Origin of the sequence: Zavarzinella formosa DSM 19928, assembly GCF_000255705.1 — a bacterium.
Taxonomy (GTDB): Bacteria; Planctomycetota; Planctomycetia; order Gemmatales; family Gemmataceae; genus Zavarzinella; species Zavarzinella formosa.
On record NZ_JH636445.1, the window covers coordinates 440929 to 466627 of the forward strand.

Here is a 25699-nt window from a genome sequence, read left to right on the forward strand (position 1 = left end):
GGCAAATTCCGGGCGGGTTCGGGCGGCCGACGGCCGTGAAAACCGATCGCCGCCCACGATCGTCAGTCTTTGATCTCAAGAATTTTTTCAAACACAAACTTGCCGTCGACCACTTTGCTGCCGCTCATCATCTTCAAGTCCGTGTCGCCATTCACGTCAAAAGACCATGTGCCCAAGGCGCCCTCGAACTTCTTCAACTTGCCGGCGGCCGCGACGATGGCCTCGCGGTTCTTCACGCCAGCCTTGCGGATGGCCTCCAAGGCCACCTTGGCGCACTCGTAACCATACACGGCGTAGGCTTCGTCCGGAATCTTGCCAAACTTCTTTTCATAAGCGTCAACAAAGGCTTTGCCCTTGCCGCCCTTTTTGGCAAGTTCGGTCGGGGGAAGACCGCCGAATGTCACATAGCAACGACCATTCAGGACATCCGCCCCGGCGGACTCGATCATGGATTGCTCGTAGCAACCATCCGGCACCATCAGCGGGGCGGTGATGCCGGCGGCCACCATATCCTTGGCCAGTTGTCCGGCCTTGGTTTGCGTTGTGCCGCCGAAGTAGATCAGGCCGGGCTTCAGGGCTTTGATCTTCTGCATCAAAGCTTTGAATTCTTGGGCTTTCACATCAATGCTCTCTTGGCCGAGCACTTTCAGTTTCAACCCTTCGCATTCGCCTCGAAACAGGTCGGCGATTCCCTTGCCGTACACTTCGTTATCGTCCAAAACGTAGACACTCTTGATTTTCATCGACTTCGCCCAGTGGGCGGCAACCGGCCCTTGGACGTCGTCCGTAGGCACGACGCGGAAGTAGTTGACCTTGCCGCTTGGCCGGTATCGGGTCGGCTCGTCTTTCTCGCCGAAGTTTGGCTTGGTCAGGCTCGGGGAGGTGTTGGCCGGGCTGACCATCAGGATGCCAGCCTTGTTCAAAATCGGCATGGAGATTTTGGCGGCCCCGGAGTTGTAAGTTCCGATGTACACCATCACGTCCGCGTCGTCACGGGCTTGATTGGCGTTGGAAGTTTCCTTCTGGGCGTCCCATTGACCGGCGGCCGCGGTGGCGTCGTCCAAGTCCTCGTAAACGATTTTGAAATCGCCGACCTTGTTGCCTTCTTCTTCCAGAGCCAACTTGATGCCATTGACGATGGTGTCTGTCTGGCCTTTGGCGCTTCCCGTGCGGGGGAGGCTGGAGACGATTTTGATCGTCCCGCTGGTTGGCCCCTCGAACTTTTTATCTTCAGCCCGGACGGCCGGCAAAATCAGTCCGGCGACCGCAAGGGCGGCCAGAATTAGACGGTTCATGGCGTTCTGTCTCCGAGACTGGTTTGATGTCTTGCGATGATAGATGATCGCATTCGTTCGGTCAAAGAAATTACCTCAAGGCGTGTCGATCACCAGCGTGACCGGGCCATCATTTGCCAATTCTACCAGCATGTCGGCCCCAAATTGGCCGGTGGCCACTGGAATGCCGTGAACCTTGATCGCGTTGACAAATCCCTCATAGAGCGGGATGGCGGTTTCCGGCCGGGCGGCCTCGATGAAACTCGGCCGGCGGCCCTTGGAACAATCGCCATACAGGGTGAACTGGCTGACCACCAGAATTCCCCCGTTGATGTCGCCAACGGACAGGTTCATCTTGCCCGCTTCATCCTCGAAGATTCGCAGGCCGACGATCTTGTCCCCCAGCCAGTGAACCTGTTCCGGGGTGTCCGACGTGTGAACACCCAGAAGAACAAGCAATCCCCGGCCGATCTCGCCGACAACTTCACCGGCAATCGTAACCCGAGCGGAACGGACTCGTTGTGCGACCGCCCGCATGAGTTCGATTGGTCATTTCAATGGGAGAGGGTAAAGTGAGGGAAATTGTATGTGACAATCCTCCTCCGGCGACGTGGAAAGGCCAAACATGCTGGACGATTTCTCCAAGCATCAACAAGGAATCATCAAACGGTACTATCGGAATCTGGACAAGATTCAGGTTCAGCGGCTCGCCGAACTGGTGACCGACATCTATCTGGCCGAGGGAAAGAAGCTCGAAAAACTCTGGCTGTCGGCCGGGGAAAGCATGAAGAAACTCGAAGTGCCGCAAAATCAGATCGACAATTTGATGGCCAAACGCGATCCGGCCCTGCTGGCCAGTCTGGTCAAACAATTGATGGCCGGTTGAATGGATTCGTGCCGATAATTTGGCGGGCGAATGCGTGAGGGAGAAGTTTTCATGCCGAAGTTTCGGGCCGTGTTGTTTGATTTCGACGGGACGCTCGCAGACAGTTACATGGCCATCACGGCCAGCGTGAACCACACCCTGACGCATTACGGCCGGCCGGCTCTCACGGAACCGCAGGTGCGGGGAATGGTCGGCCACGGCTTGCAACAACTCATGGAAGTCGTCCTGCCGGACATTGACCCCATCGAGGCGGCGGCCGTCTACCGCAGCCATCACCCGGAAGTGATGATTACTCACACCCGCGTGCTGCCGGGGGTGGCCGAGGGGCTGGCGAAACTCAGTGCCTTGGGCATCAAGATGGGGATTTGCAGCAACAAACCTTCCAAATTTACTCGGGAAATCGCCAAGGGAATTAGCCTGTCCCCGTATTTCACCATCGTTCTTGGCCCGGACGACGTGGTTTCTCCCAAACCGGACCCGGCGATGATCCACGCGGCTCTTCAAGCGTTGGAAACCCCCGTCGAGTCGGCCCTTTATGTCGGAGACATGGAAGTGGACGTGGAAACCGGTCGGCGCGCCAAGATCGAAACTTGGGTGATGCCCACCGGGTCCAACGATGTCGCCACCCTGCAAGCGGCCAACGCCCAAAAGATCCTGCCGAACTTTGACGAAGTGATTGCACGGTTCCTGGAAACATGATGAAATGGCCCTCGCTCAATATCACGCGAGGGGCGGATGATGAATCGGTTGTTGGTCGGCTGGCTTTTGCTGGTGGGGTGTCCCGTCATGTCACATGCCTCCGAGGATGAAAAGTTCGCGGCCTTCTTCAAAACCTATCTCGAAGACCTAATGAAATCCTCCCCCGTGGAGGCCAGCCGCCTTGGCGATCATCGGTATGACGACCGCATCGAGGACCTTTCCCCCAAAGCCCGCCTTGCCAGTCTGGATAAGCAGAAAGCCATCTTGGCCAAACTGGCAAAGGATATCGACTACAAGGCACTTTCGCGGGATTCCCAAATCGACTTGGAGATCCTGCGAGATGTCCTGAAGCGAAACATCTGGCTGGAAGAAAACACCCGCCTCTTTGAGGAAGACCCGCGAACGTGGGGCGGTTATCTGACTGAAAGCGTTTACCTCATTCTCACGCAATCGACCGAGGAGAAGTCGAAACGAGTCCGCTCAGCCGCCGCCCGGATCGAGGCGGTTCCCAAGGTGGTCGCGGATGCCAAGGCGGGAATCAAAAGCCCGCCGAAGGTGTTTGTGGAGACGGCCATCCGGCAAAATCGCGGCGCGATCAACTTTTACAAGAAGACGGTGTTTGAACTCACCGGCGAAACGCCGACCGTGAGCGTGATGGCCGAACCGGCGAAGAAGGCCGTCATCGCGTTGGAAGACTACCAAGTGTTTTTGGAAAAGACGGTTCTGCCGCGTTCCGTCGAAAATTGGCGAATTGGCCGGGCCAAATTCGACCAGAAACTGGCGATGGAACTCGACGCGGGCGTGACCGCCGATGAGGTGTTGAAGGAAGCCCTTGCGGAAGCCGACCGGGTTCGCAATGAAATGTATGTGATCTCACGCCAGCTCTGGACGAAGGAATTCCCCAAGAAACCCCTGCCGCCGGATGATGCCGAGGGGCGTCGGCGTTGCATTCAAGAAGTCCTCGCCTCGCTGGGCAAAGATCATGGTGAAGTGACCACGCTCGTTCCGGACGCAAAAACGACGGCCGACGAAATCAAGGTCTTCATGAAGGCCAACGACATCTTGCGATTACCCGATCCGGATCGTTGCGCCATCGTGGAAATGCCGGAGTTTCAACGCGGCAATTCCACCGCTTACTTGAACCCGGCTCCGCCGCTCGATCCCAAGGCCGAGAGCCAGTATGCCGTCAGCCCGCCGCCGAAGGAGTGGGACGACCGCCGGGTGCAAAGCTACTTGCAAGAGTACAACCGGTCGATGATGAAACTTCTCACCATCCACGAGGCTTACCCCGGCCATTATGTCCAACTCGAATACTCGAACCGGCATCCCTCGCTGGTGCGGCGGGTGTTCCAATCAGGAATCTTCGCCGAAGGCTGGGCTGTCTACACCGAGCAAATGATGCTCGACCAAGGTTTCGGCAACGGCGACCTTTCCCTGCGTTTACACCAATTGAAGTGGTACCTGCGAGCGGTGGTGAACGCGATTCTTGATCACAAGATGCACTGCGAAGAAATGATCGATGCGGATGCCTTGAAACTGCTCACCGAGGGGGCGTTTCAAACCGAGGGCGAAGCCATCGGCAAGATTCTGCGATCAAAACTCAGTTCTTGCCAACTCTCCACATACTTTGTGGGCCGCATGGCGTTCTATCGCCTGCGTCAAAGCATCTCTCGCGAAATGGGCAAAGACTTCGACTTGGGGCGTTACCACGAAGCCGTTTTGGATCATGGGACCATCCCGGTGAAGTACTTGCCGGAAGTGGTGCGGGCGCGGTTAAAGAAACCGCGTTGAGGGCCGGTCCATGAAATCGTTGATTCTCTGGACATTCATCGGCGGGATAACACTCTCGGTAATCAGCGCCATTTTTACGGAAAGTTTTGGCGCGCTGCCTTGCGGGTGTGGCTATGCCGCGCACTACGTGTGCTATCACCGTGATCCGAGCGGGGTCACCGGTGTGATTGTGGGTTCGCTGGTCACACTAATCGTATGGATGGTTCCCGGTCTGATTTTGCGGGCGTTGTACCTGATCCTAACGCCGCAAGAGAAGTATTGATTTGGGCGAAGCCGACAAACGGCAATGTCCTCGTCATGAGTGACGTGTGAACATTGCCGGAGCAGACTGTCAATTTATCATCCAAACCAAACCGGCATCTCTCCCGACGGCGGCAGTTTCACCACCTGCACGCTCTTGATCTTCGGATGGGTGGAAACCTGCTTCAACGCTTCTTCGGAAGGCTGGGAGTCCAGATTCAGCACGGCCACAGCCTCGCCGCCCGGCTTCAGACGGCCGAGGTTCATGCTGGCGATGTTGACGCCGTGGCGGCCGAACTCGGTTCCGAGGAAACCGATCAGGCCAGGCACGTCTTGGTGCGGGAAGACCATCAGGATGCCGTCCAGGTAGCTGTCGAGACGGTATTCACCGAGTTGCACCAACCGCAGGTAGCGGTCGCCGAAAAGGGTGCCACCGGCGACAAACTTTCCTTGCTCGGTTTCCACTTCCGTGTGCAACAGGTTGGCGAAGTCACCACGATGTTCGCTGGTGCTCGTCACCACTTCAATGCCCCGTTCGCGGGCCAGCACCGGGGCGTTGACGATATTCACCGAGTTAATCAGGTGTCGTTCCAACAACCCGGCGGTGAATGCGGCCGCGAGTAGTTTCGTGTTGCGCTTGGCGAGGTCGCCCCGGAATTGCAGCGTGGCCTTGCGGATTGAACCGTGGGCGGTCTGGGCTTGGAACAATCCCAAGCGACGGGCGAGGTCCACGAAGGACCGCATCTCGTCCATCTCAGCCCGGTTGACGGCCGCCATGTTGACGGCACATTGAATCACGCCTTTGGTCAGGAAATCCACCAACAAGTGGGCGGCTTCAACAGCCACCGCTTCTTGGGCTTCGACCGTGGAGGCGCCAAGGTGCGGCGTCAGCACCACATTCGGCGCCTTCAAGAGCGGGTTGTCGACAGGCGTGGGTTCTTCTTCAAACACATCCAACCCGGCTCCGGCGATATGCTTGGAATGCAACGCCTCGGCGAGAGCCTTTTCGTTGACGACGCCGCCGCGGGCCACGTTCATCACGCGGGCTCCCTTGGGCATCATGGCCAGTTCGCGGGCGCTGATGAAATCCTTCGTCTCGGCGGTGAAGGGAATGTGCAACGTCAGATAGTCGCACTTCGGCAGGAGTTCGTCTTTGGAAGCGAATGCTTTGATGCCGAATTCGGCCGCCTTCTCCGGGGTCATCAGCGGATCGTAACCGATCACCTTCATGTCGAGGCCGACCGCCCGGCGGGCGACTTCCCGGCCGATGCGACCCAACCCGATGACGCCGAGTGTCTTGCCCGCGACTTGGGTGCCGAGGAAGCTCTTGCGATCCCATTTGCCGGCCTTCATGCTGGCGTCGGCGGCGGGGATGTGTCGGGAGACGGAGAGGAGCAGGGCGATGGTGTGTTCGGCGGCCGAGACGGTGTTGCCGCTCGGGGTGTTCATGACGATGACGCCCGTGCGGGTGGCCGTCACCACGTCGATATTGTCCACGCCGACGCCCGCCCGGACCACAGCGCGGAGTTTGCCGGGCTTTTCAAGTTCCTTCGAGGTCAGCCGCGTGCCGGATCGGAGAACCGCCCCGTCGCAACCCCGGATGGCTTCCTGAAGGGCTTCCCCCTTCAGTCCCGGCCGGTTGTCCAGCTCAATTCCGGCCTTGGTCAGAATCTCAAGCCCGGCGGCTTCCAACGGATCACAAATCAATACACGCGGCATCGCTTCCTCGGCTGTCGTTTCGGGTGGTCAAAGATCATTCGCTCGCCAAGCGAGCATTGTATGCCGGAGGGAGTCTGCGGGGAATCGGTTCGGAAGAAGGTTGTGAAAACGGGAGCATTCTCGGTGCGGGGATTGAAAAGAATTTTGATCTGCCTGTCAATTTCTTTATGTGGCAGCTTAGGTGGATTCTGCCGGTTGTGCCAATGCGGATCGCCAATTCGATTCAGATGGTTATCCGTTTCTTACCCACTTTGCCAAAAACGATCTATATGATGGAAAGCGGTTTTGATCCGACCTTAAATTTGGGTTGCATCGGTTGTGCATTTTGGGGTATTTGAACTGAACGAATTGCGTGCACTGTTTGATCGCGGTACAACCAATACAGCTTCCATTGCGAACCACTCGCCGCCCCTACTCGCCGAGTAATTCAGATGGTCCTTTTGGATGGTGAATCGCAATTATCCAGCGAGGAACCTGTGACGACTTTCGATGACAATGGCCCGTCGAAACCCTCCCTGTCGGTTTGCGACGACCAAACCTCGCTCACTGCGAAGGTCTGCGGAATTTGGGCTGACGCGCTTCAATTGGATTCCATCGGCCCGGACGAGGATTTCTTTGAGCTTGGCGGAGACTCCCTTTCCGCTGTCATCATTCTCACGCGAGTGAGCCGACAATTCCACGCGAAACTATCCGAAGGGGAATTGTTCACGGCACGCACTGTCAGGGGAATGTGCGCCTTGTTGGAAGCCGCTTTGGCGGACAACACAGAAAGCCAGTTGGCTCCCATCCAGACAGATGCCTCGCAAACCCGGTATCCGGCCAGCCGCGGACAACAGCGGCTTTGGTTCATGGATCAAACCTCCGGCCGGCCCGAAGTCTATAACGTCCCTTTTCTGCTTCGCTGGCAGGGGCCGCTTGATGTCGAGGCTTTGCGGATTGCCCATGAACAGTTAGAAGCCCGTCACCATATTTTGCGCACCCATCTGGAACATGCGGACGGCCAGTTTTGGCAGGTCGTCGGCCCGCCGGAGCGTTTTGAACTTCCAGTAACGGATCTCCGGTCGCAACCCGCGACCGAGCATGAGAAGATTGCCTTGGCCGAGGCGGTGATGGATGCCCGCACGCCGTTTGACTTGAAGGCACGCCGGCTTTACCAGGTAAAACTGTACCGCACCGGGACGGATGAATATCTGTGGGGAATGACCTTCCACCATTCCATCATTGACGGTTGGTCGTTCGGTGTGATGTTCTCGGATCTGGAGGCTCTTTACGAAGCTGCCCGGAATGACCAAACCGCTGCGCTGCCGCCGATGCCGATTCAATATGGGGATTATGGCCGGTGGGAGCGGGAACATCTCACCACGCCGAAGACACGCGAGCACATTGAATATTGGAAGAAGCAACTCGCCGGGCCGATCCCGACGCTTGACCTGCCTTTTGCCAAGCCAAGACCGCCACGGCGGGCTGGCAACGGCGGATATCACCCGTTTGTGATCTCCCGCAAATTACTTAACGCGATTGACAAACTCGGCCGACAGGAATCGGCCACCCGGTTCATGATCGGGCTGGCCGCCTGGCAGATTTTGTTGGGCCGGCTGACCGAACAGACGGACATCGCCGTGGGTTCACCCGTCGCCGGTCGAAGCCGTCCGGAGACGGAACCGCTTATCGGTATGTTCACGAACATGTTGGTGTTGCGAACGTCCTTGGAGGGAAATCCCTCATTCCGCGATGTGCTGGAGCGGGTTCGGCAAGCCCGGCTGGATGCCTTTATCCATCAGGAAGTGCCTGTTGATTTGCTGGCCGAGGAATTGAACCCTGTTCGTGATTCCTCACGGCAGCCGTTTTTCCAAACGGCTTTTTACTATCAGAACGTCCGCATCATGCCGGAGCGATTTGCCCGCGCAAGATTGACGAATATTCCCGTCCACAACGGCACGAGTATGTTCGACATTCGTTTGGTGCTGGAAGATGGGCCGTTTGACAGTGTTTGGGGATGGATGGAGTTCGACTCCGATCTCTTTGCCGATGCGGATATTCATAGAATAGTTACACGGTTTCAGGCCCTCCTGGAACAGGTATGCGCGGAACCTTCCCTACGTATCGGGGAATTGTCGTTGATGACTCCCGACGAACGCCGACGAATCCTCTTCGATTGGAATGACACGGCCGGTCCTTATCCCGATCAGGAGACGCTTCCCGATGCGTTCCGACGGCAGGCGGCCGAACGCCCGGAGGCCGTCGCCCTTGTCACCAGCCGTGAATCCGTCACTTACCGCCAGTTAAACCACCGCGTCAGACAACTCGTCACCTGTTTGCGAAGCATGGGCGTGCGACCCGGCGATTTGATTGCTGTCTGCATGAATCGTTCGCCGGACATGGTAGCCGCCGTGCTGGCGATCACCCAGGCGGGCGGGGCTTATGTGCCGCTCGACCCGACCTATCCCGCAGATCGTCTCCAATTTATGTTGGAAGATTGTCAGGCGAAAATCTTGGTGACGCACTCGACGATCGCGGATCATTTGCCTGTCGGCGACCGGCAAGTGCTGCGGGCCGATCAGCCTCTTCCCGAACCGGATGAGGCGGCGATTCAAGGAGCATCGGCCACGCCGGACCAAGTGGCCTATGTGATCTACACCTCCGGTTCGACCGGAATCCCCAAGGGGGTGGTCGTCCGGCACCGGGCGGCCGTCAACACCATTGACTGGGTAAGCCGGGAACTCAAGGTCGGCCCGTCGGATCGGCTGTTGTTCGTGACCTCGCTGAGTTTCGATCTCTCCGTCTATGACATCTTCGGAGTCCTCGGCGCCGGCGGTTCGTTGTATGTGACCACCGAACAAGAATTGCGGGAACCGCAAAAACTGGCCGAACTGCTTCATTCCGGCCGGATCACCATGTGGGATTCGGCGCCTGCCGCGCTCCAGCAACTTGTCCCGTTTTTTCATCAACAAGAAAGTTGTGCGTCCCTTCGGCTGGTCATGCTCAGCGGGGATTGGATTCCTGTCACGCTGCCCGATCAAATTCGCAATACCTTCGTTAACGCGAAGGTGGTCAGCCTCGGTGGAGCGACCGAGGCAGCCATCTGGTCCAATTGGTATCCGGTGGAAACCGTCGACCCCGCGTGGGCCAGCATCCCTTATGGCAAACCCATTCGCAACGCGGTTTACCATGTGCTGGATGAACAATTGCAACCCGTGCCGGTTGGCACGCCGGGCGAACTGCACATCGGGGGTCTCTGTCTGGCAGACGGGTATTTGAACCGCGAGGAACTGACCGCCCAACGATTCATCCCGGACCCGTTCCGACCGGGAGAACGGCTTTACAAAACAGGCGATCTGGCCAAATACTGGCCGGATGGCAACTTGGAGTTTCTCGGCCGGATCGATCATCAAGTCAAGGTGCGCGGCTTCCGGGTTGAACTTGGCGAAATCGAGGCAGGGCTGACCCAGCACCCGACGGTGCGGGAAGCGGTCGTCAAACCTTTTCGCGATGCCGGTGGGGTGGTGATGCTGACGGCGTTCGTCGTCGCCCGCTCGCGGGTGGAAGCGGCCACACTGGCGACGTATCTTCGTGCCCGGATGCCGGAATACATGGTTCCGACCACATTCGTGTTTCTGGAGGCGATCCCCCTCACGCCCAACGGCAAGGTGGACCGGAACAGCCTGAAGCAGCCAAGCCAGTCCCAGACTGTCCGGGCCATCACCAAGGCCAAAGAACCGCCCGCCAACGACATGGAGGCGACGATTGCCGAGGCTTTTTCCGAAGTCTTGGGCATTGGGGCGGTTGGCCGGGACGACAACTTTTTCGATCTCGGTGGCCATTCTCTCAAGGCGGCCGAACTGGTCGCCCGCATCCAGCAATATCTCGGCTTCGAGTTGAGGCTCGCTTCGTTGCTTGCCGCCCCGACCGTGCGCGAACTGGCGGTGATGATCCAGCAGAAGTTGGAACTCGGGCAGGGTTGCGTGGTTCCCTTGAACGAAGAGGGACCATACCCGCCGTTGTTCATGATCGCCGGGGCAGGCGGGCATGTGTTCGCGTTCCAGCGGTTCTCCCGGATGCTCGGGCCGGAGTTCCCGGCTTATGGAATGAAGGCCATCGGCGTCGATGGCACAGAACCGCCGCTTGATCGCATTGAGGACATCGCGGATCGCTACCTGCCCGAAATCCTGAAACACCGGCCCGAGGGGCCTTATGTGTTGTCGGGATATTCGGTCGGCGGGTTGGTGGCCTACGAATTGGCCATTCGGATGCAGACAATGGGGCTGAAGGTCGCCAAGGTGATTGTGTTCGACACGTTCGCCCCCGGTTACCCGCGGAAGCGTTCCTGGCCAATCCGCATTGCCATCCACGGGAAGAACTTCCTCTTCGGTTCCGGTTTTCGCAGCAAGTGGCGGTATCTCAAGCAACGCCTGATGAATCTCCGGCACCGGACGCTCTCGGCGGCGGGATACGGTCATCTCGACATGCCGAATTATCCCGGCATTACCGGATTGTCGGCCGAGATCATCAAAAAGGTGTGGGCCGGGTTGGAGCGGGCGAACTATCGCTACTGGCCAAGCGCGAAGTGGAACGGGCATTTGGTCATCGCCCGGTCAGAGCAGCAAGAAACGTGGGCCGCCACCACGCACGACGACCCGCTGTTGGGCTGGACGGACTGGGTCAAAGGGACGGTGGAGACATTCGGAGTTCCGGCCGGCCACATGGAGTTCTTCGACGATCGAAACGTGAGTTTCCTCGTCCAAGACATGCGGGCGACGATTCGGGCCACCCGTCCTGAAATCCCGTGGGAATCCAAGATTGTTGAGCCAGAGGCTGTTCCGATGCTTTGATTGATTCGGAATTAGTCTCGCGGCAAAAACGCCACTCGCCCCGTTTTGATATCCACCACAATCGCCCGGCCGCCCACCACTTTCACTTCATCCGGCGGGGTGGGATAGGTCACCACGAAAATATCTTTGCCCTTCATTCCGGGAATACTTTCCACTTTGGCTTGTTGAACTTTACCTGGCTTGCCCCAATTCAGCTTCACTTCCTGCTTTGCCAAGAACTCTTGCGCAAGGTCAATGGCTTGGCGTTCCTCCGGGGAGATGTTCTCCAAGGGAGGGGAAGGACTTGGCGCGGACGGCTGGCATCCTGCGAAAAGCGTCAGGACAAAACACCCTGCCAACAGTCTCAAGAATTGAGAATTCATCGGCTTTGCCCCTGCCGCATGACTGTGGGCCAAATATGCGTTCTCAAAACGATTTTTAGCCATTCCGTCTATGCCGCGCGGAAAACTTTCTTCGGCCGCAAGTCGGCCTTGGTCAATCCGAGACGCTGTAAAATCGGCATGTAAACTTCCGCGAAATACACTTGCTCGTCGAAAATCTTCAAACTCTTCACCGCCTCGACCCGTTCGCGGCCGTCGGCTAGCAAGTCGTTGGCAGGCATTCCGAAGGTGTTGGCCACCAGCCGGAATTGTTCCAATGTGCCGGCCCGGTCTTCTTCCAGATAAATCGAGGTGAGGTTACGAAAAAACTGGGCGTGGGCGGCCTCGTCGATGGAGACGAGTTCCAAAATCTTGTCGAGGGCCGGGTCTTTCCCCCCGGCGACTCGCCGCAGGTTGCGGTAGTTGAGTTGGGTGGCGAGTTCCTGCATCATCGTGTAGATGACGGCCGCCGTTGAGTTGTGATACTTGAGGTTCCATTCGCGGTCGGTCACCGCTTCGGAGAAGTCTTCAATCTGTTTTTCGGTGCGATGGCCGGATCGCCGCAGCCACTCCTCAAGCACCATCGAGTGCTTGGATTCCTCGTAGCCCCAATTGGCCAGCATCCACGCCCGGCCCTTGTTGGCTCGCACATCGGGGATTTGCTTGGCGAGATAATCTGGCAAGAACAACTCGATCATGCAGAATGTCTGGACGACATCCGCAATGGCCGGGTCGATGGCGTTGTTGCACTTGTCCCACGGAATGTCTTCGGCCACGTTCCAACGCCGTTTTCGCTCGGCCTTGTCGAAGTAATCCCGGTAAGCGGCATAGATCTTCCGCTGCATCTCCGGGCTTTCGGTGGCGGACATGGTAGGTGGTCTCTATTCGGGCTGATTCGGATATTAGGCACGCGATGCCAACAGGGGCAGTCATCGCGTGTTATCGCCCGAAAAGCAACGCATTGTTCATCGAATTGTCACTGATGTGGCGTCGATGCACAACCGGAACCAGCGGGAATCGTCATTTTCCGTCCGGGACGGTGACATTTAGTTCGTCGATCTTCCGGTACAGCGAACTCAAGCCGATGCCAAGGCGGCGGGAGGCCTCCCGTTTGTCGGCCGTTTGCCGGAGGATACGCTCGAGGTGTCGCCGTTCAAATCGTTCGATCGCCAGATTCAGATTGTCCACCAAATTCGGATCATCCGGCACCGGGGCCAGATCCGGCGGCAAATCGGCCGGGGTAACCAGCGGCCCGTCGCCCAAGATCACCGCCCGTTGCAAGGCGTTGTCCAATTCCCGGACGTTGCCCTTCCAAGGACAGGCAATCAACAACTGCATCGCCTCATGGCTCACGCCGGCGATGTGCTTGCCCAACGATTTCGCGTGCTTGGCAAGCAATTGTTCGACCAGCAAGGGAATGTCTTCCCGGCGGTCTCGCAACGACGGTAATTTAAGCGTCACCACGTTGAGCCGATAGTAGAGGTCTTCCCGGAACCGGCCGTTTTCGACTTCCACGGAGAGGTTCTTGTTCGTTGCGGCAATGATCCTCGCTTCGACTCTGACTGGTTCATTCGCCCCGACCGCCAGCACTTCTTTTTGTTCGATGGCCCGCAGGAGTTTGGCTTGCGTCGCCAGCGGCAACTCGGCAATCTCATCCAGAAAAACCGTCCCGTCGGCCGCGTGGACGAAGACGCCCGCCTGATCGCGGTCGGCCCCGGTGAAGGAGCCTTTGCGGTGGCCGAAGAGTTGGTTTTCAAGCAGGTCGTGAGGAATGGCCGCGCAATTAACGGCCACGAAGCGTTCACCGCCGCGGGCTTCCGAGTGGATGTACCGGGCCAGCACTTCTTTGCCCGTGCCGCTTTCGCCTTGAATCAAAAGCGTCGAACGGGTCGGGGCGACCTTTCGGGCGATGACATACAACTGGGTGATTGCCGGGCTGGAACCGATGATGATTTCCGAGGAGATTTCCCGGTGCAGTTCCCGCCGAAGCCATTGATTCTCTCGGGAGAGATCACGCACCTTGAGCAGGCGGTTGATCTTGTTCAGCACCTCATCCAAGAGGATGGGCTTCATCAAATAATCTTGCGCCCCGCGATGAAACGCCTCGACGGCGCTTTCCACCGTGCCATAGGCGGTGATGAGCAGGACAAATGATTCCGGGTTGACGGACATGATCCGTTGCAGCACTTCGATGCCGTCGATGCCCGGCAAATTCACGTCGCAAAGGACAATGTCGAAGTAGTGTTCGGAAGCCCGCCGGACCGCGTCTTCGCCGCTGCCGACGGTTTCAACCTGGAAGTTCTCGGAGCTGAGGTATTCCGCAAGAGTGTCGCGGATCAGCGGTTCGTCATCACAGATGAGGATCGCCGCACGGTAGGATGGCATCGCAGCACCCGGGAGGGAAGGTCGCTTTTCCCATTATCGGAACTGCGTGCCAGAAAAGAACCATCCCCGGTTCAGGCGGCGGCCATTTCGGGTTCGGCGGGGCTGCCGACTTCGATCACGCCGGAGACCTCAAGAGCCAGCGCCGCGTAGTCTTCGGCCCCGGTACTTTTGGGGGCGTATTCAAAAATCGTCCGGCCGAAACTCGGGCATTCGGCCAGTTTGATGTTCCGCCGAATTTTGGCGTCGAACACCTTGGCGGCCGCCCACGGGCGGTTTGTTCCGCGTGATTGAGCCAGGAACTCCCGGAGATCGCGCACGACTTCCTGGGCGAGCCGGGTGTTGCCGTCGTAAAGGCACAGCACCACGCCGGACACCGTCAGCCCCGGATTGATGCGCCGGGCGACCAACGCAGTGGTTTCCAACAGTTTGCTGAGGCCATGCAACGCGAAGAAATGCGGCTGAAGCGGGATGAACACTTCGTCGGCCGCCGCCAGGGCATTGATGGTCAGCACGCCGAGCGACGGAGCGCAATCCATCAGCAGAAAATCAAATTCTTCGGTGTCCTGCGTCATTGCTTCCCGCAGGATGACTTCCCGGCCCACCATGCCGGCCAGTTCCACTTCGGCCCCGGCCAGATTAATGTCCGAAGCCACCAAGGACAGGTTTTCCCCGACTTCCTTGCGGACATCGGCCATCGTGCGGTTTCGCACCAACACGTCGTAAATGCTGGGGCGTTCGCCGTCCGGTTCCAATCCGAAGTTCGTGGTGGCGTGGGCTTGCGGGTCGAGGTCAAGCACGCAAACCCGTTCGCCTTGTTTGGCGAGCGCTGCCGCAAGGTTCACGGCCGTCGTGGTCTTCCCGACGCCACCCTTTTGATTGATGATCGCAATACGTCGCATGGCATCCCCCGAAATCTGGTCGCGGGGCGTGAATACCATGAGGCCGGGGAATGTCCAGATCATTCGGCGGGAATTGTCCCGTCATGCGGGTTGTCCCGTTTTCATCATCTTCTCATTCTTGCCCGGATGTGACGAAGTTAGCGAGAAGAGGCTTGCATCCGGGAACGACTTGGCGATGATGGACGGTGGCAGCCTGATCCTCTCAAAATGGAGTCAACATGGTCCGTAGCTCTCGCTGGTTGGCCGGGGTCGCCTTGGTGGCGTTTGCCGGTATGGGTTTTTCGGCCGAGAAAGACAACGGCCTCAAGGTCGGCACGGCCGAATTGAAGTCCGCCGGCACATTGGCCTTCGGGCCGGACAGCATCCTGTTCGTTGCGGACACGGCCGGGAAGTCGATCTTCGCGATTGACACCGGCGACACCAAGACCGGCAACACCGTCAGCAAGATTGAAAAACTGGACGAACAAATCGCCAGCGCCCTCGGCGTCACCGCCGATCAAGTCATCATCAACGACTTGAAGGTCAACCCCGCCACCGGCCGTGTGTTCCTCTCGGTCGCCCGCGGCAAAGGGCCGGACGCGATGCCCGCGATCATCAAGATCGGAGATGATGGCAAGCCCGTCGCCTTGGACTTGAAGAAGATCGGCAACGCCTCCGTGAAGATCGGCGACTCGAACCTCAAGAAGCAAGTGGTCGTCACCGGACTGGCCTTTGTGAAGGGGAGCGTGGTGGTCTCCGGTGTCACCAGCGAGGAATGGGACTCTAGCCTTCAGTCAATCCCGTTCCCGTTCACCTCGGGCAACAAGGGCGTGGGCGTCGAAATTTTTCATGGCGCTCACGGCAAGTTTGAGACGAAGGCCCCAATCCGAACTTTCGCCGCCTACGACATCGCCGGTCAGACGCACTTGCTGGCCTCGTATCAATGCACTCCCCTGGTGAAGATTTCCCTGGATTCGATCAAGGCCGGAGAAAAGGTGAAGGGCAAGACGGTCGCCGAACTCGGCAACCGAAACCTTCCGCTGGACATCATCATTTACACGCAAGCTTCGAAGGATTATGCACTGATCGCGAACACCACTCGTGGCGTGATGAAGGTTTCGCTCGAAGGCATCGACAAGATCGACGAAATCACCGCCAGGGTGAACGGCGAAACGGCCGGCCTGAAGTATGACAAGATCAAAGACTTGGAAGGCACCGTTCAAATGGACAAGGCCAGCGGCGACAAGGTGGTTGTCCTGCGGAAGGCTGACAAGAATTACAACCTCGAAATCGTCCCCCTGCCGTAAGCGAACGAAGGAACTCTCCCATGAGGCCGGCCATTGGCATCTGGTTGTTTTTCGGGTCGATGGTCTTCGCGGAACCGACGGCGGTTTGGCGGGACCATCAACTTGTCGTTCTTAACGCACCCTCGACGGCCGCCGCGCGAGTCGTGGTGGCTTCGGGGACGGAAGAGGCCATTGCCCAACGACCGGCGATTGCCGGAGAATGGAAAGCTCTTGGCCGGGAGGCGTCGGCCTTCCTGCCGAAATATCCTTTCCAACCCGGTGGCAAGTATCGCGTCTTCTTCAACGAGAAGACGAAGTTTGCGGATGTGACCATTCCGGACGAGCGGGACAAAACCCGCCCTGTCCTCACCCAAGTTTTTCCCTCGGGTGATCAGATCCCCGAAAATACCTTGCGGTTTTATCTCGTCTTCTCGAAGCCAATGAGTCGGGGCGATGTTTATTCGCGGATTCGTGTCCTTGATGAGAACGCGAAAGCCGTCGATCAACCGTTTCTGATCATCGATGAAGAACTCTGGGACGCCGATCAGAAACGCCTGACGCTGCTGGTCGATCCGGGCCGCATCAAGCAAGAAGTGAAACCGCGACTTGACCTCGGCCCGGTGTTTCAATCGGGCAAGAAATTCACCATCGTGATCGACGGGAATTGGCCCGATTCAAACGATGTCCCGCTTGGAAACGACTGGCGGCGAGTCGTCACAGCGACCCCGCCCCAAACCAAGGCGCCGACGCCGAAAGATTGGAAGATCGTTCCCCCGACCCGACCTGGCGAGGCGTTGAGCATCACATTTCCGGTGGCGATGGATGAAGCCCTCCTGATGAATTGTCTGACCGTTCTCGAAACCGACGGCAAGGAAATGGCCGGAAAGATCACGCTGGACAAACAAGAAACCGTCTGGCGATTCTCCCCCGCGCAACCTTGGAAGAACGGCGACCATCAAATCAGGCTCAACTGGAAACTGGAAGACGTTTCCGGTAACGCCATCGACCGCCCCTTCGAGGCCGAGGAACTGCCCGTGAGGCAACGCCAGCCGCAGGTCAAGACCTCGCTGATTCCGTTTGCCGTTTCCCTTCGCTGATTCATCACCGATCTCACATCCCGTTAATGCCAATTCAACAAACACGTTGGTTCGCCCGCGATTCGGCGCGAACTTCGACGGCCTCCAAACTCACTTGATTCCAGACGGAATCCAGAATGCCTGTTCAAATCATTTTCGTGAGTGACACATGCAGATGATGCTTTTGAAAAGTGATGCCTTGGAATACGAAGGCGAATTCGAGACTCACTTGACGATCCGCGCCGAAGACACCAGGAATGTTGACGCGGCAAGGGCATGGGCGGCCCGGCATCGTCTCAAATTCCTCCACATCGTTTTGGAGCGGGGGAATGTCCCGTCTCAACCCATGCTGACCCGGCGGGCGTCCGGGTTGGTTTCCGAGCAGATGCATGCGGCGACGGAGTTGAGTCGTCGGCTGCTTGCCGACGGGATTGAAGTCACCCGAGTGAAGATTGAGGCGGCCCCTTGGAACCGGGGGGTGCCGCAGTCCGACACGGAAGCCGTGGAAAGCCATTCGGGAAAATACTTTGAGCACCATGTCAAACTGGTGCTTGAGGCGACGACTGATATTCCCGTGCTTGCCAGACTTGTTGAAGGACATTCGGCGCATTTGTCCCGCAATGCGTTTCGCCAACGTGACGACGGGCGTTCGGAACGCTTTGTCACACAGCGATGCTTTCAGGTTGGTCAGGTCGCCTCGCGGCGAAGTTTGGAACAGCTCCTTGCGGAGTTGAGAACACAGGGATACGCCCCGCTTGAAATTGAAGAGGAATTTGTCGTCCATGACAGCAATCTTGCCGTGGATGACGGATGGATCGAGAAACGGCAATAAGTTGCCACACCCACACAAATGACACCAAACATCCTCACCAATGGAGGTTAAAGATGAGCACCAATTATCCGGCGACTTTCTACGCCGCCAATTTGGAAGACGGGGGAAACCGGCCGCAAATTTTCGATCCCGCGCTCAAAGAGTTCCAGTATGCGTTTCGGGCGGGCGACCCGGAGTTTGCCCGGCCGGAGGATGCCATTCGCTGGCGGGAAGCCCGGAGACTGGCCACGGACCATGTGCTTCGCCTGGTGGCCGAATCACCTTGGGGGAAGCAACTGGTCTTGCGCGGGAGCCGCCTCTTGAAGGCATGGTTTGGGGACGAGGCCCGCGAGCCGGGGGATTTGGACTATGTGGTCCGTCCGGCGACACTTCAGCCAACAGATTCGTCGGGCGTTGCCATGCTCAACGGTTTGCGTTCATGCGTGGCGTCCCGCCCCGGTCCGGCGGGAATAGACTTTCTCCACGACATGGTAGCATGCGACAATATTTGGACGTATGAACGGGCCGAGGGGCGGCGGATCGTTTTTCCCTGGCAAACCCGTGGTTTGCCAGGCGGGGCCGTTCAAGTGGACATCGTCTTTGCCGAGGAACTGACAGAACCTCCGATCCTGACGCAACTCGCTTTGACGGGCGGGGAAATAGTGTTGATCTGGACAGCCGGGGTCGGGCAATCATTCGCATGGAAAGTGTTGTGGTTGGAGACGGACATAAACCCACAAGGAAAAGATTTGTATGATGCCGCGATTCTGGCTGAACATGTCTTTTTGCCCCGGACGATCCTTGAGCAGATTCATCATTACGGAGTTGCGAGACCATCCGACAATGCACTGGAGCAGATTCGCCATACCAGATTTGTGAGACCGTTCGAGAAAGCGGACGATTTGATCGCTGACTGGCGTGTCGAATGGGATCATTTTGCGAACGAATGTCCTTGGGTTCAGGGCGGCCTTGAAGACTGGAGCGCGCGTCTTATCAAAGCGATCAAGCCCAGCTTTGCAAGTTGTGAACAACCAAAACGATCCGTGCTATTCCCGCCGCATTGGAAATCATGGGAAGCGATGTCACTCGCCCAAGGGATCGTCGAAGCCCAGGCGTTTGGCCGGTTGTCGATTCTGGCGGATGCTCTTGAAGAGGCCGGATGTGAAAACGCGGATGTGCTTGCTCACTGTCGCGGGGGCTTGCATCATGAAGGCAATTGCTGGGTGATTGACTCTTTGCTCAGGAATTCCAACTCCCAAGTGAAATAACACTCAGCGGCATGTAACAAACACATCACAAGGCCTTGTGATGTGTTTGTTACATGCCTTTCACTTGACTCGGCTCATCCGAATCGGTCACAATCCACTCAATCGGACGGGGGTTCTCCCTCGTCTGATTTGATTGAGACCTGTCTTTCCTCGGAGAACTGTTCCGATGCTCCCACGGCTGATTCTCCTGCTTGCCTTCCCGGCCTTCGTTGCTGCCGAGTCGCCGAATCCGCTGGCCCTCAAGGCTCAGGCGGTGTTCAAGACGCATTGTCATCGGTGTCATGGCGAGAATGGCACGCTGGAAGGCGGGATGAACTATCTGCTCGATCTTGATCGGATGGTGGCCCGCAAGAAGATCGTGCCCGGCAAATCGGCCGAATCGCCGGTGTTCAAGCGGATGGTCGCCGGGACGATGCCGCCTCAAGATGTGAAAGACCGTTTGAGCGAAGCGGATATGCAAGCCGTCCGGGTGTGGATTGATGCCGGGGCGCCGCCGTTGATACCGACATCCGGTCGCAAGACGATTAGTGCGGCCGATGTGCAGGAAAACATCCTCGCCGACTTGGAAAAGATCGACCGCCGGGCGCGGCGATTTCAACGCTACATCACGCTCACCCATCTTTGGAACGCCGGTCTGGCGGACGATGAACTCCGAACCTATCGCAACGCGGTGGCGAAGGTCATCAACTCGCTCTCCTGGCATCCGAAGGTGCGCAATCCGGAACCCATCGACCCGCACGAGACGATCTTCCGGATCGACCTGCGCTGGTACATGTGGGACGCGACGATCTGGAACCGTTTGCTCCAAGAATACCCATATGGCCTGCTCGACGACGGAGCCACGCTGCGGACCATCATGGTCTTCACCGCCACCAAGGTTCCGACGATTCGCGGGGATTGGTTCGTCGCCTCGGCCAGTCGGCCGCCGCTGTACCAAGACCTCTTGCAACTTCCCGGCAATCTCGCCGAGTTGGAACGGCAACTCCGTGTCGATGCCAGCCTGAACATCCAGCAAGAGCGGGTGATGCGGGTGGCCTTCAACGGGTCTGGCATCTCCCGGAACAATCGCATCTTGGAACGACACGATTCTGTTCACGGCTATTACTGGCGGACCTACGACTTTGAAGAGATTCCTCAAAACCTGATTGATCGCGGCCTGAGCGCCCCGGATCGCCGGAATGTGTTCGCCTATCCCCTTGGGCCGGGGAGCGTGGAGAACACTTTTCAGCATGCCGGGGGAGAGGCCATTTTCAGCCTGCCCAACGGGTTGCAAGGTTATTTCATCATGGACGCCGTGAACAACCGCATTAATAAGGCGTTGACGGCCATCGTCGCCGATCCCCGTCGGCCGGACAAAGCGGTTGAACTCGGCGTCTCGTGCATGGGGTGCCATGTGCCGGGGATCATCACCAAGGCCGACCAGATGCGGGATCATTTGGAGAAAAGCCCGAAGGCCGTCAGCAAAGCTGATGCGGAGGTGGCGATGGCCCTTTATCCATCGAAGGACAAATCATCGGCCCAGATGGACGAGGATTCCCGCAAGTATCGCGAAGCATTGGAAAAGACCGGCTCCAAAGTCAGTCGCACGGAACCGGTGATCGCCATGACTCTGCGATACGAGGGAGATTTGGAACTGGCCGCCGCCGCCGCCGAGGTGGGACTTGCCCCCGCTCAATTTCGGGAAAAATTGGCCGAGTCCGAGGCGTTGAGCCGGGCGGTCGGGTCGCTGGCGGTTCCCGGCGGGACGATCAGCCGACAGGTTTGGATTCAATCATTTGGCGATTTGGTGCGTGACTTGAAGATGGGCACGCTCTTCCAATCCACGCAAATCGGGGCGACATTGCCGGACAACACCGGCGAAGTGGACCCGCTGGAGGTGTCGGCCGGGCAGGCGAACCAAATCGCCTTCTCAGTGGATGGACGCCGGGCGTTGATCGCCAGTGCCGACCGGTCGATTCGTTATGTGGAGGTCGAGGGGAAGCGGGATTTGAAACGATTGGTCGGACACACCTCATCCGTGTGGGCGGTCGCCCTGTCTCCGGACGGCAAAAAGGCCATCTCGGGGGGGATGGATGGAACCGTCCGTTTGTGGGACATCGAGACCACGCTTCAAAAACACAAGCTGGAGGGGCACACGGGATTGGTGACCGCCGTGGCGTTTACTCACGACGGAACGCAAGCCATTTCCGGTGGTTTGGACGGATTTGCGATCCTGTGGGATCTGGAAACCGGCCGCGAAGTCCGGCGGTGGCGGGGGCCGATGAAGTATGTGAACGCGGTGGCAGTCGCCCCGGACGATAGCACGGCCATCATCGCCGCTGACCACAAGATGTGGTTGTGGGATTTGGAGACGGGCAAAGCCATCCGCACTTTCGAGGGGCACACCGGCCCGGTGACGAGTGTGGCTTTCGATGCCGAAGGGAAGCATTTGGTTTCGGCTGGCGATGATGCGATAATAAGGCTATGGGACGTGGGGACCGGCAAATCCATCGGCGAGTTCAAGGGGCACGAGGGGAGCATTCGCTCTGCCGAGTTCTCGGCCAACGGCAAATGGTTGCTGTCAGCGGGGGCTGATTGCACGGTTCGATTGTGGAAAGTGGCCGACCGCAAGGAAGCTGGGGCATTCCGAAGACACATTCAGCCTGTTGTGCGAGCATCGTTCGTAAACAACGGAACTCAAACGGTTAGCGGCGACCGAAACGGAACCGTGTTGCTCTGGAACATCCAGAAGTTTTTGCCAAAACCAATGCCGAAGTGATTTTGACATGAGTGACCGGGCGAGATGAGGGTTTTTGGAAAATTGAGGGAGATTTTCCTTGGCGTCGTCATCTAATGATGGTTAACCTGTGTGATACATCACCACAACTGGTGATTACTCCCCCCAAACCGTGTGACATGGATTCGGTGGTGTCAGGATCGGTTGATCCGGGCCGGACACACCACGGTCGGTGATTGCGTTCATGAAACTATTCACCTCATTTATTCCGCAAGTCCAGCACGTCCTCATTTACGGGCGATGGTTCACACCGTCAGTCGTTGTGCTGTTTCTCGGTCTCGAAATGTACGGCCGCAAAGCGTCTTCCGATGTGCATGACACGGTTGGCGCAGTCGTTTTCATGATGATTCTGGGCGGGATCACCATTCGCCATCGGGCTAATCCGATCGGTTGGGTCAAGCGTCTCGGGGCCATGACTTGGCTCGTCGCTCGGTCCGGCGACCGGTTCAAACTCGAACTCGGGCCGGATCTCAAGGGAAGCCCCAAACTGCCCCGGCGTCTGCCGTTGGGTTATTACCTCGTCGTGCTGGCTTTGTCCGTCTGGCTGACGGCGGCGGCAACGGTCTGGTGGTTCTTTCCCCTCGGATGGCGCCCCCAATTGGTGTTTGTCACCTATACGGGTTACCTGGCGGTCATGAGCGTCCTGTGGGGCATGATTTTCGTGGCCTCTTTGGGCGGGGTTTATTTCCCCATCATGCTCCTTACCCGGCTGGCCCGCGGCGAGGGGCAGACCGACTTTAAGATGAGTCGGCGACAATTGATTTTCCTTGTCAGCTATCTCGCGATAACAACCGGGGCGGCTTGGTATCTGCCGATCTGGCCGACACTGGTGTTTTCAGCCCTTTGCTGGTTAAGCGTGGTTGGTCTTCTTCTGATGCCGAGACGACCGGCGGCCGTGCAATTACTGTGGCGATATCCCGGCGGTTGGGCACGCTGCGTTTCCCCGCGTCGGTTTCTGCTGGCCGCGACCACCGTGGCCGTGCTGTTGCTGACGGCGATTGTCGTTTCGGCCTCCGGCGGGGGATTGTTCGGTGTGACTCCCGACGCCTCGGCCACCAGCATGCCCCTGACCATCGTGATGGGAAACTGGCTCGCCTGGCTGACCCCCGGCTTCCTCGCCTCCATGCTGTCGTTTGTCTACCTGACATGGAAAAACGATCCGGCTCAGCGTCGGCAGCCGGCATTGGCCATCTCCGGCGCGACCGAGGATTTGCATAAAAAACTCCGGCGGCTTGCCCGGCGAAATGGCTGGGACATCCATTTTGACACGGCCGAGCCTCATGATGTGAAACTCCGGTTGGTCCCGGAAAAACAATCCGAGGCTTTGGAGTTTGAACCCGGCTGGCCGCTGGCCGTGAGTTTGACGGACTTGGAAGGGAAACTGGTCTTCGAGCGGGCCGCCCGCCGGGACGAGATCCAGTTGCGCCGGGCGTTTCTCCGAGGTTTGGAAACACTGATGAAACGGGCGAAAAATCGCACGTCAGCCGGCGGTTGCGGATATTGGTTTGCCCCGCACTTGTGGTTTATCGTCGGGCTGACACGGGACGAAGTGATTGGCGTGGACGAAGAACCCGCCTTCCTGACGGAAATTGTCGGACCCACTTATGCCGAGGTGTTTGGCCTGCCGGTCAGACAATACGTTTATGGTCTGCTCAAGGGCTTGCAGGTTGACTTGATATTCATGGAAGACGGGGTCAACCATCGCACGATGGTTCGCCTCTGGCGGCGGCTCTTTGAGTTGTCTGACAAGTCCAACGGCCAGCGACGGGCAGAGGATGTCCACTTCCAAGGGATGCCCAAAATCCGCGTGTTGTTCCACGATTTCGACGTGGACGAGCCGTTTAGATCGAGCAAATACCCGGAGCCGAAGTTTACGCCGCTCGGCCGTCTTCGCGTGATGCACGTGTTTCGTGATCGTGGCGAACACGAGGAGATTTCGGATCTGCCGTCCAGTTTTGACGAGAACCCGGTTCCGTGTTTGGTGGGATAAGCAATGCCCGGCGAAATATCGCCGGGCGGTCCGTCAAGTCATCACTTCGCGGCCAAGGCCTTTTGGGCGGCGGCGACACCGGCCCCCGCTTCTAGTTTGAATCCGGCGTCGAGCAACGCCAGTTCCAAGGCGGAGATGGCGCCGATCACGTCGAAGGCATCCACGTAACCCATGTGGGAAAGCCGCCAGATTTTCCCCTTCATGTCGTCCTGCCCGTTGGCGAGCTTGTAGCCGTATTTCTTTTCCAAGTTCTTCAACAGATCGTTCCCGTCGATTCCAGCCGGGACTTTGATGACTGTCAGCCCGCTGTTGGGCCGCTCGGCGAAGAGTTCCAACCCCATCGCGGCAACAGCCGCGCGAGCGGCGGCGCCCATCTTGTTGTGCCGGGCCCAGAGGTTTTCGATCCCCTCGGCCTTGATCTTCCGAAGGCTGACCAGTTGAGCCTTGATGAGCGTGTTCGCCGGCGTGAACGGCGTGTCGAATTCCGGGAGCTTGGCCTTGTAACGCTTAAGATCGAAGTAGAAGGTCTTCGAGGCTTTGTTGCCCTCGATCACCTTCCACGCCTTCGGGCTGACCGACACATACGCCAAGCCCGGCGGCAGCATGAGGGCTTTTTGCGATCCGGTCACAAGGATGTCCACGTTCCATTTGTCCGTGTGGCATTCCATCGCTCCGAGACCGCTGATGCCGTCAACGACCAGCAGGGCATTTGTCTTGGCGACGATCTTGCCGAAGGCTTCGATGTCGTGACCCACGCCCGTGGAGGTTTCGCTGAGGGTGGAGAAAACGGCCACCGTGTCCGGATGCTCGGCAAGGGCGGCTTCTAGCTGGGCCGGTTGCACGGCTTTGCCGTAGGGAACCTCGACGGCGACGATGTTGATGCCGAAGCCCTTCATCACGCCCCGCCACCGCTCGCCCCAACGGCCGGCCGTGAGGAGGATGGCCTTTTGCCCCGGCGCTAGCACGTTGGAGACGGCCGCTTCCATCCCGCCCGTGCCGGAACTGGTCAGCACGATCACGTCATTCGTTGTCTGATAGACGTACTTCAGGTTTTCGATGACTTCCGCAAGGGCCGCCTTTTGTTCGGACGTGCGGTGATAGGTGACCGGCTTCGCCAGTTCCAAAAGGGTTTCCTCGGGAACCGGGGTCGGTCCGGGGGTGAAGAGGCGGGACTTTGGCATCGGGAGAATTTCCTTGACAACAGGGACACTAAACGTTCTGACCGAAAATTATAGCGATTGACAACCGGTCGTCTGTCGGTGAACCTTTTTCCCGAAGGAATGCTCTAACTCTGCGGTCGCGGAAGGTTTCCAAACCAAAAAATCTTCCACATTTGGCGATGTGCCGCCCGCCGGGAGAGTGTACCATGTCACCGAGTGCAAACGACTCATCGACGCTTCGGTTTCCACAACCCTTACCGATGAGGTGGCTT

The 25699-nt window shown here is 58.1% G+C and carries 20 protein-coding genes; 12 read left to right on the forward strand and 8 right to left on the reverse strand.

What is annotated here, in order from left to right:
• Nucleotides 1-62: 62 nt before the first annotated feature.
• Nucleotides 63-1295, reverse strand: a complete 1233-nt coding sequence (locus tag BGIM_RS0133755) for a branched-chain amino acid ABC transporter substrate-binding protein (RefSeq protein ID WP_020474079.1) — start codon at nt 1293-1295, stop codon at nt 63-65.
• Nucleotides 1296-1370: 75 nt separating this feature from the next.
• Nucleotides 1371-1811, reverse strand: coding sequence for a D-aminoacyl-tRNA deacylase (dtd, locus tag BGIM_RS0133760; protein ID WP_020474080.1), 441 nt, complete (start codon nt 1809-1811; stop codon nt 1371-1373).
• 88 nt (nt 1812-1899) lie between these two features.
• On the opposite strand from dtd, the gene BGIM_RS0133765 reads away from it, so the two are divergent.
• The 4 genes from BGIM_RS0133765 to BGIM_RS0133780 are packed head-to-tail and all read left to right on the forward strand — an operon-like array spanning nt 1900 to nt 4912.
• Complete coding sequence (locus tag BGIM_RS0133765; RefSeq protein ID WP_020474081.1) at nt 1900-2160, forward strand: hypothetical protein; 261 nt, start codon at nt 1900-1902, stop codon at nt 2158-2160.
• Nucleotides 2161-2211: 51 nt separating this feature from the next.
• Nucleotides 2212-2859: an HAD family hydrolase gene (locus BGIM_RS0133770; RefSeq protein WP_020474082.1), complete on the forward strand. Its 648-nt coding sequence runs from the start codon at nt 2212-2214 to the stop codon at nt 2857-2859.
• Nucleotides 2860-2895: 36 nt separating this feature from the next.
• On the forward strand, nt 2896-4650 hold the full coding sequence (locus tag BGIM_RS0133775) for a DUF885 domain-containing protein (RefSeq protein ID WP_020474083.1): 1755 nt from the start codon (nt 2896-2898) through the stop codon (nt 4648-4650).
• Between the two features lie 10 nt (nt 4651-4660).
• Nucleotides 4661-4912: a hypothetical protein gene (locus tag BGIM_RS0133780; protein WP_020474084.1), complete on the forward strand. Its 252-nt coding sequence runs from the start codon at nt 4661-4663 to the stop codon at nt 4910-4912.
• Nucleotides 4913-4989: 77 nt separating this feature from the next.
• Here the strand turns inward: BGIM_RS0133780 and serA are convergent, their stop codons facing one another.
• Nucleotides 4990-6609, reverse strand: a complete 1620-nt coding sequence (serA, locus tag BGIM_RS0133785; protein WP_020474085.1) for a phosphoglycerate dehydrogenase — start codon at nt 6607-6609, stop codon at nt 4990-4992.
• A gap of 23 nt (nt 6610-6632) precedes the next feature.
• Between serA and BGIM_RS0133790 the strand changes: the two genes are divergently transcribed.
• On the forward strand, nt 6633-6947 hold the full coding sequence (locus tag BGIM_RS0133790) for a hypothetical protein (RefSeq protein WP_020474086.1): 315 nt from the start codon (nt 6633-6635) through the stop codon (nt 6945-6947).
• 93 nt (nt 6948-7040) lie between these two features.
• The gene (locus BGIM_RS0133795) at nt 7041-11438 is read left to right on the forward strand and encodes a non-ribosomal peptide synthetase (protein WP_020474087.1); all 4398 of its coding nucleotides are present in this window, start codon (nt 7041-7043) and stop codon (nt 11436-11438) included.
• Nucleotides 11439-11449: 11 nt separating this feature from the next.
• On the opposite strand, the gene BGIM_RS0133800 is transcribed toward BGIM_RS0133795, so the two are convergent.
• From BGIM_RS0133800 to BGIM_RS53790, 4 genes are all read right to left on the reverse strand, one after another.
• Nucleotides 11450-11800: a hypothetical protein gene (locus tag BGIM_RS0133800; RefSeq protein ID WP_157369626.1), complete on the reverse strand. Its 351-nt coding sequence runs from the start codon at nt 11798-11800 to the stop codon at nt 11450-11452.
• A 68-nt stretch (nt 11801-11868) separates the two neighbouring features.
• Nucleotides 11869-12666, reverse strand: a complete 798-nt coding sequence (locus BGIM_RS0133805; protein WP_020474089.1) for an acyl-ACP desaturase — start codon at nt 12664-12666, stop codon at nt 11869-11871.
• Nucleotides 12667-12817: 151 nt separating this feature from the next.
• Nucleotides 12818-14182 (reverse strand): sigma-54-dependent transcriptional regulator, encoded by a 1365-nt coding sequence (locus BGIM_RS0133810; RefSeq protein ID WP_020474090.1) that lies wholly within the window; start codon nt 14180-14182, stop codon nt 12818-12820.
• A gap of 71 nt (nt 14183-14253) precedes the next feature.
• Nucleotides 14254-15081: a ParA family protein gene (locus BGIM_RS53790; RefSeq protein WP_040891104.1), complete on the reverse strand. Its 828-nt coding sequence runs from the start codon at nt 15079-15081 to the stop codon at nt 14254-14256.
• A gap of 218 nt (nt 15082-15299) precedes the next feature.
• On the opposite strand from BGIM_RS53790, the gene BGIM_RS0133825 reads away from it, so the two are divergent.
• The 6 genes from BGIM_RS0133825 to BGIM_RS0133850 all read left to right on the forward strand — a co-directional run bounded on the left by BGIM_RS0133825 (nt 15300) and on the right by BGIM_RS0133850 (nt 24267).
• The gene (locus tag BGIM_RS0133825) at nt 15300-16367 is read left to right on the forward strand and encodes a hypothetical protein (protein ID WP_020474093.1); all 1068 of its coding nucleotides are present in this window, start codon (nt 15300-15302) and stop codon (nt 16365-16367) included.
• 20 nt (nt 16368-16387) lie between these two features.
• Complete coding sequence (locus BGIM_RS0133830) at nt 16388-17443, forward strand: hypothetical protein (protein WP_020474094.1); 1056 nt, start codon at nt 16388-16390, stop codon at nt 17441-17443.
• Nucleotides 17444-17591: 148 nt separating this feature from the next.
• Complete coding sequence (locus BGIM_RS0133835; RefSeq protein ID WP_020474095.1) at nt 17592-18254, forward strand: hypothetical protein; 663 nt, start codon at nt 17592-17594, stop codon at nt 18252-18254.
• Between the two features lie 53 nt (nt 18255-18307).
• Nucleotides 18308-19501: a nucleotidyl transferase AbiEii/AbiGii toxin family protein gene (locus tag BGIM_RS53795; protein WP_020474096.1), complete on the forward strand. Its 1194-nt coding sequence runs from the start codon at nt 18308-18310 to the stop codon at nt 19499-19501.
• Nucleotides 19502-19667: 166 nt separating this feature from the next.
• Nucleotides 19668-22259, forward strand: a complete 2592-nt coding sequence (locus BGIM_RS0133845; RefSeq protein ID WP_020474097.1) for a c-type cytochrome domain-containing protein — start codon at nt 19668-19670, stop codon at nt 22257-22259.
• A 202-nt stretch (nt 22260-22461) separates the two neighbouring features.
• Nucleotides 22462-24267 (forward strand): diguanylate cyclase family protein, encoded by a 1806-nt coding sequence (locus tag BGIM_RS0133850; protein WP_020474098.1) that lies wholly within the window; start codon nt 22462-22464, stop codon nt 24265-24267.
• A gap of 41 nt (nt 24268-24308) precedes the next feature.
• On the opposite strand, the gene BGIM_RS0133855 is transcribed toward BGIM_RS0133850, so the two are convergent.
• On the reverse strand, nt 24309-25448 hold the full coding sequence (locus BGIM_RS0133855) for a pyridoxal-phosphate-dependent aminotransferase family protein (RefSeq protein WP_020474099.1): 1140 nt from the start codon (nt 25446-25448) through the stop codon (nt 24309-24311).
• Between the last annotated feature and the right edge of the window lie 251 nt (nt 25449-25699).

Bases quoted from the DNA above. Each gene is read 5' to 3' on its own strand.
- BGIM_RS0133810 (WP_020474090.1), bottom strand. From the start codon at position 14,182: ATGCCATCCTACCGTGCGGCGATCCTCATCTGTGATGACGAACCGCTG.
- BGIM_RS0133805 (WP_020474089.1), bottom strand. From the start codon at position 12,666: ATGTCCGCCACCGAAAGCCCGGAGATGCAGCGGAAGATCTATGCCGCT.
- BGIM_RS0133830 (WP_020474094.1), top strand. From the start codon at position 16,388: ATGAGGCCGGCCATTGGCATCTGGTTGTTTTTCGGGTCGATGGTCTTC.
- BGIM_RS0133835 (WP_020474095.1), top strand. From the start codon at position 17,592: ATGCAGATGATGCTTTTGAAAAGTGATGCCTTGGAATACGAAGGCGAA.
- BGIM_RS0133800 (WP_157369626.1), bottom strand. From the start codon at position 11,800: ATGAATTCTCAATTCTTGAGACTGTTGGCAGGGTGTTTTGTCCTGACG.
- BGIM_RS0133855 (WP_020474099.1), bottom strand. From the start codon at position 25,448: ATGCCAAAGTCCCGCCTCTTCACCCCCGGACCGACCCCGGTTCCCGAG.
- BGIM_RS0133765 (WP_020474081.1), top strand. From the start codon at position 1,900: ATGCTGGACGATTTCTCCAAGCATCAACAAGGAATCATCAAACGGTAC.
- BGIM_RS0133845 (WP_020474097.1), top strand. From the start codon at position 19,668: ATGCTCCCACGGCTGATTCTCCTGCTTGCCTTCCCGGCCTTCGTTGCT.
- BGIM_RS0133850 (WP_020474098.1), top strand. From the start codon at position 22,462: ATGAAACTATTCACCTCATTTATTCCGCAAGTCCAGCACGTCCTCATT.
- BGIM_RS0133775 (WP_020474083.1), top strand. From the start codon at position 2,896: ATGATGAATCGGTTGTTGGTCGGCTGGCTTTTGCTGGTGGGGTGTCCC.
- BGIM_RS53790 (WP_040891104.1), bottom strand. From the start codon at position 15,081: ATGCGACGTATTGCGATCATCAATCAAAAGGGTGGCGTCGGGAAGACC.
- BGIM_RS0133770 (WP_020474082.1), top strand. From the start codon at position 2,212: ATGCCGAAGTTTCGGGCCGTGTTGTTTGATTTCGACGGGACGCTCGCA.
- BGIM_RS53795 (WP_020474096.1), top strand. From the start codon at position 18,308: ATGAGCACCAATTATCCGGCGACTTTCTACGCCGCCAATTTGGAAGAC.
- BGIM_RS0133755 (WP_020474079.1), bottom strand. From the start codon at position 1,295: ATGAACCGTCTAATTCTGGCCGCCCTTGCGGTCGCCGGACTGATTTTG.
- serA (WP_020474085.1), bottom strand. From the start codon at position 6,609: ATGCCGCGTGTATTGATTTGTGATCCGTTGGAAGCCGCCGGGCTTGAG.
- BGIM_RS0133825 (WP_020474093.1), top strand. From the start codon at position 15,300: ATGGTCCGTAGCTCTCGCTGGTTGGCCGGGGTCGCCTTGGTGGCGTTT.
- BGIM_RS0133780 (WP_020474084.1), top strand. From the start codon at position 4,661: ATGAAATCGTTGATTCTCTGGACATTCATCGGCGGGATAACACTCTCG.
- BGIM_RS0133795 (WP_020474087.1), top strand. From the start codon at position 7,041: ATGGTCCTTTTGGATGGTGAATCGCAATTATCCAGCGAGGAACCTGTG.
- dtd (WP_020474080.1), bottom strand. From the start codon at position 1,811: ATGCGGGCGGTCGCACAACGAGTCCGTTCCGCTCGGGTTACGATTGCC.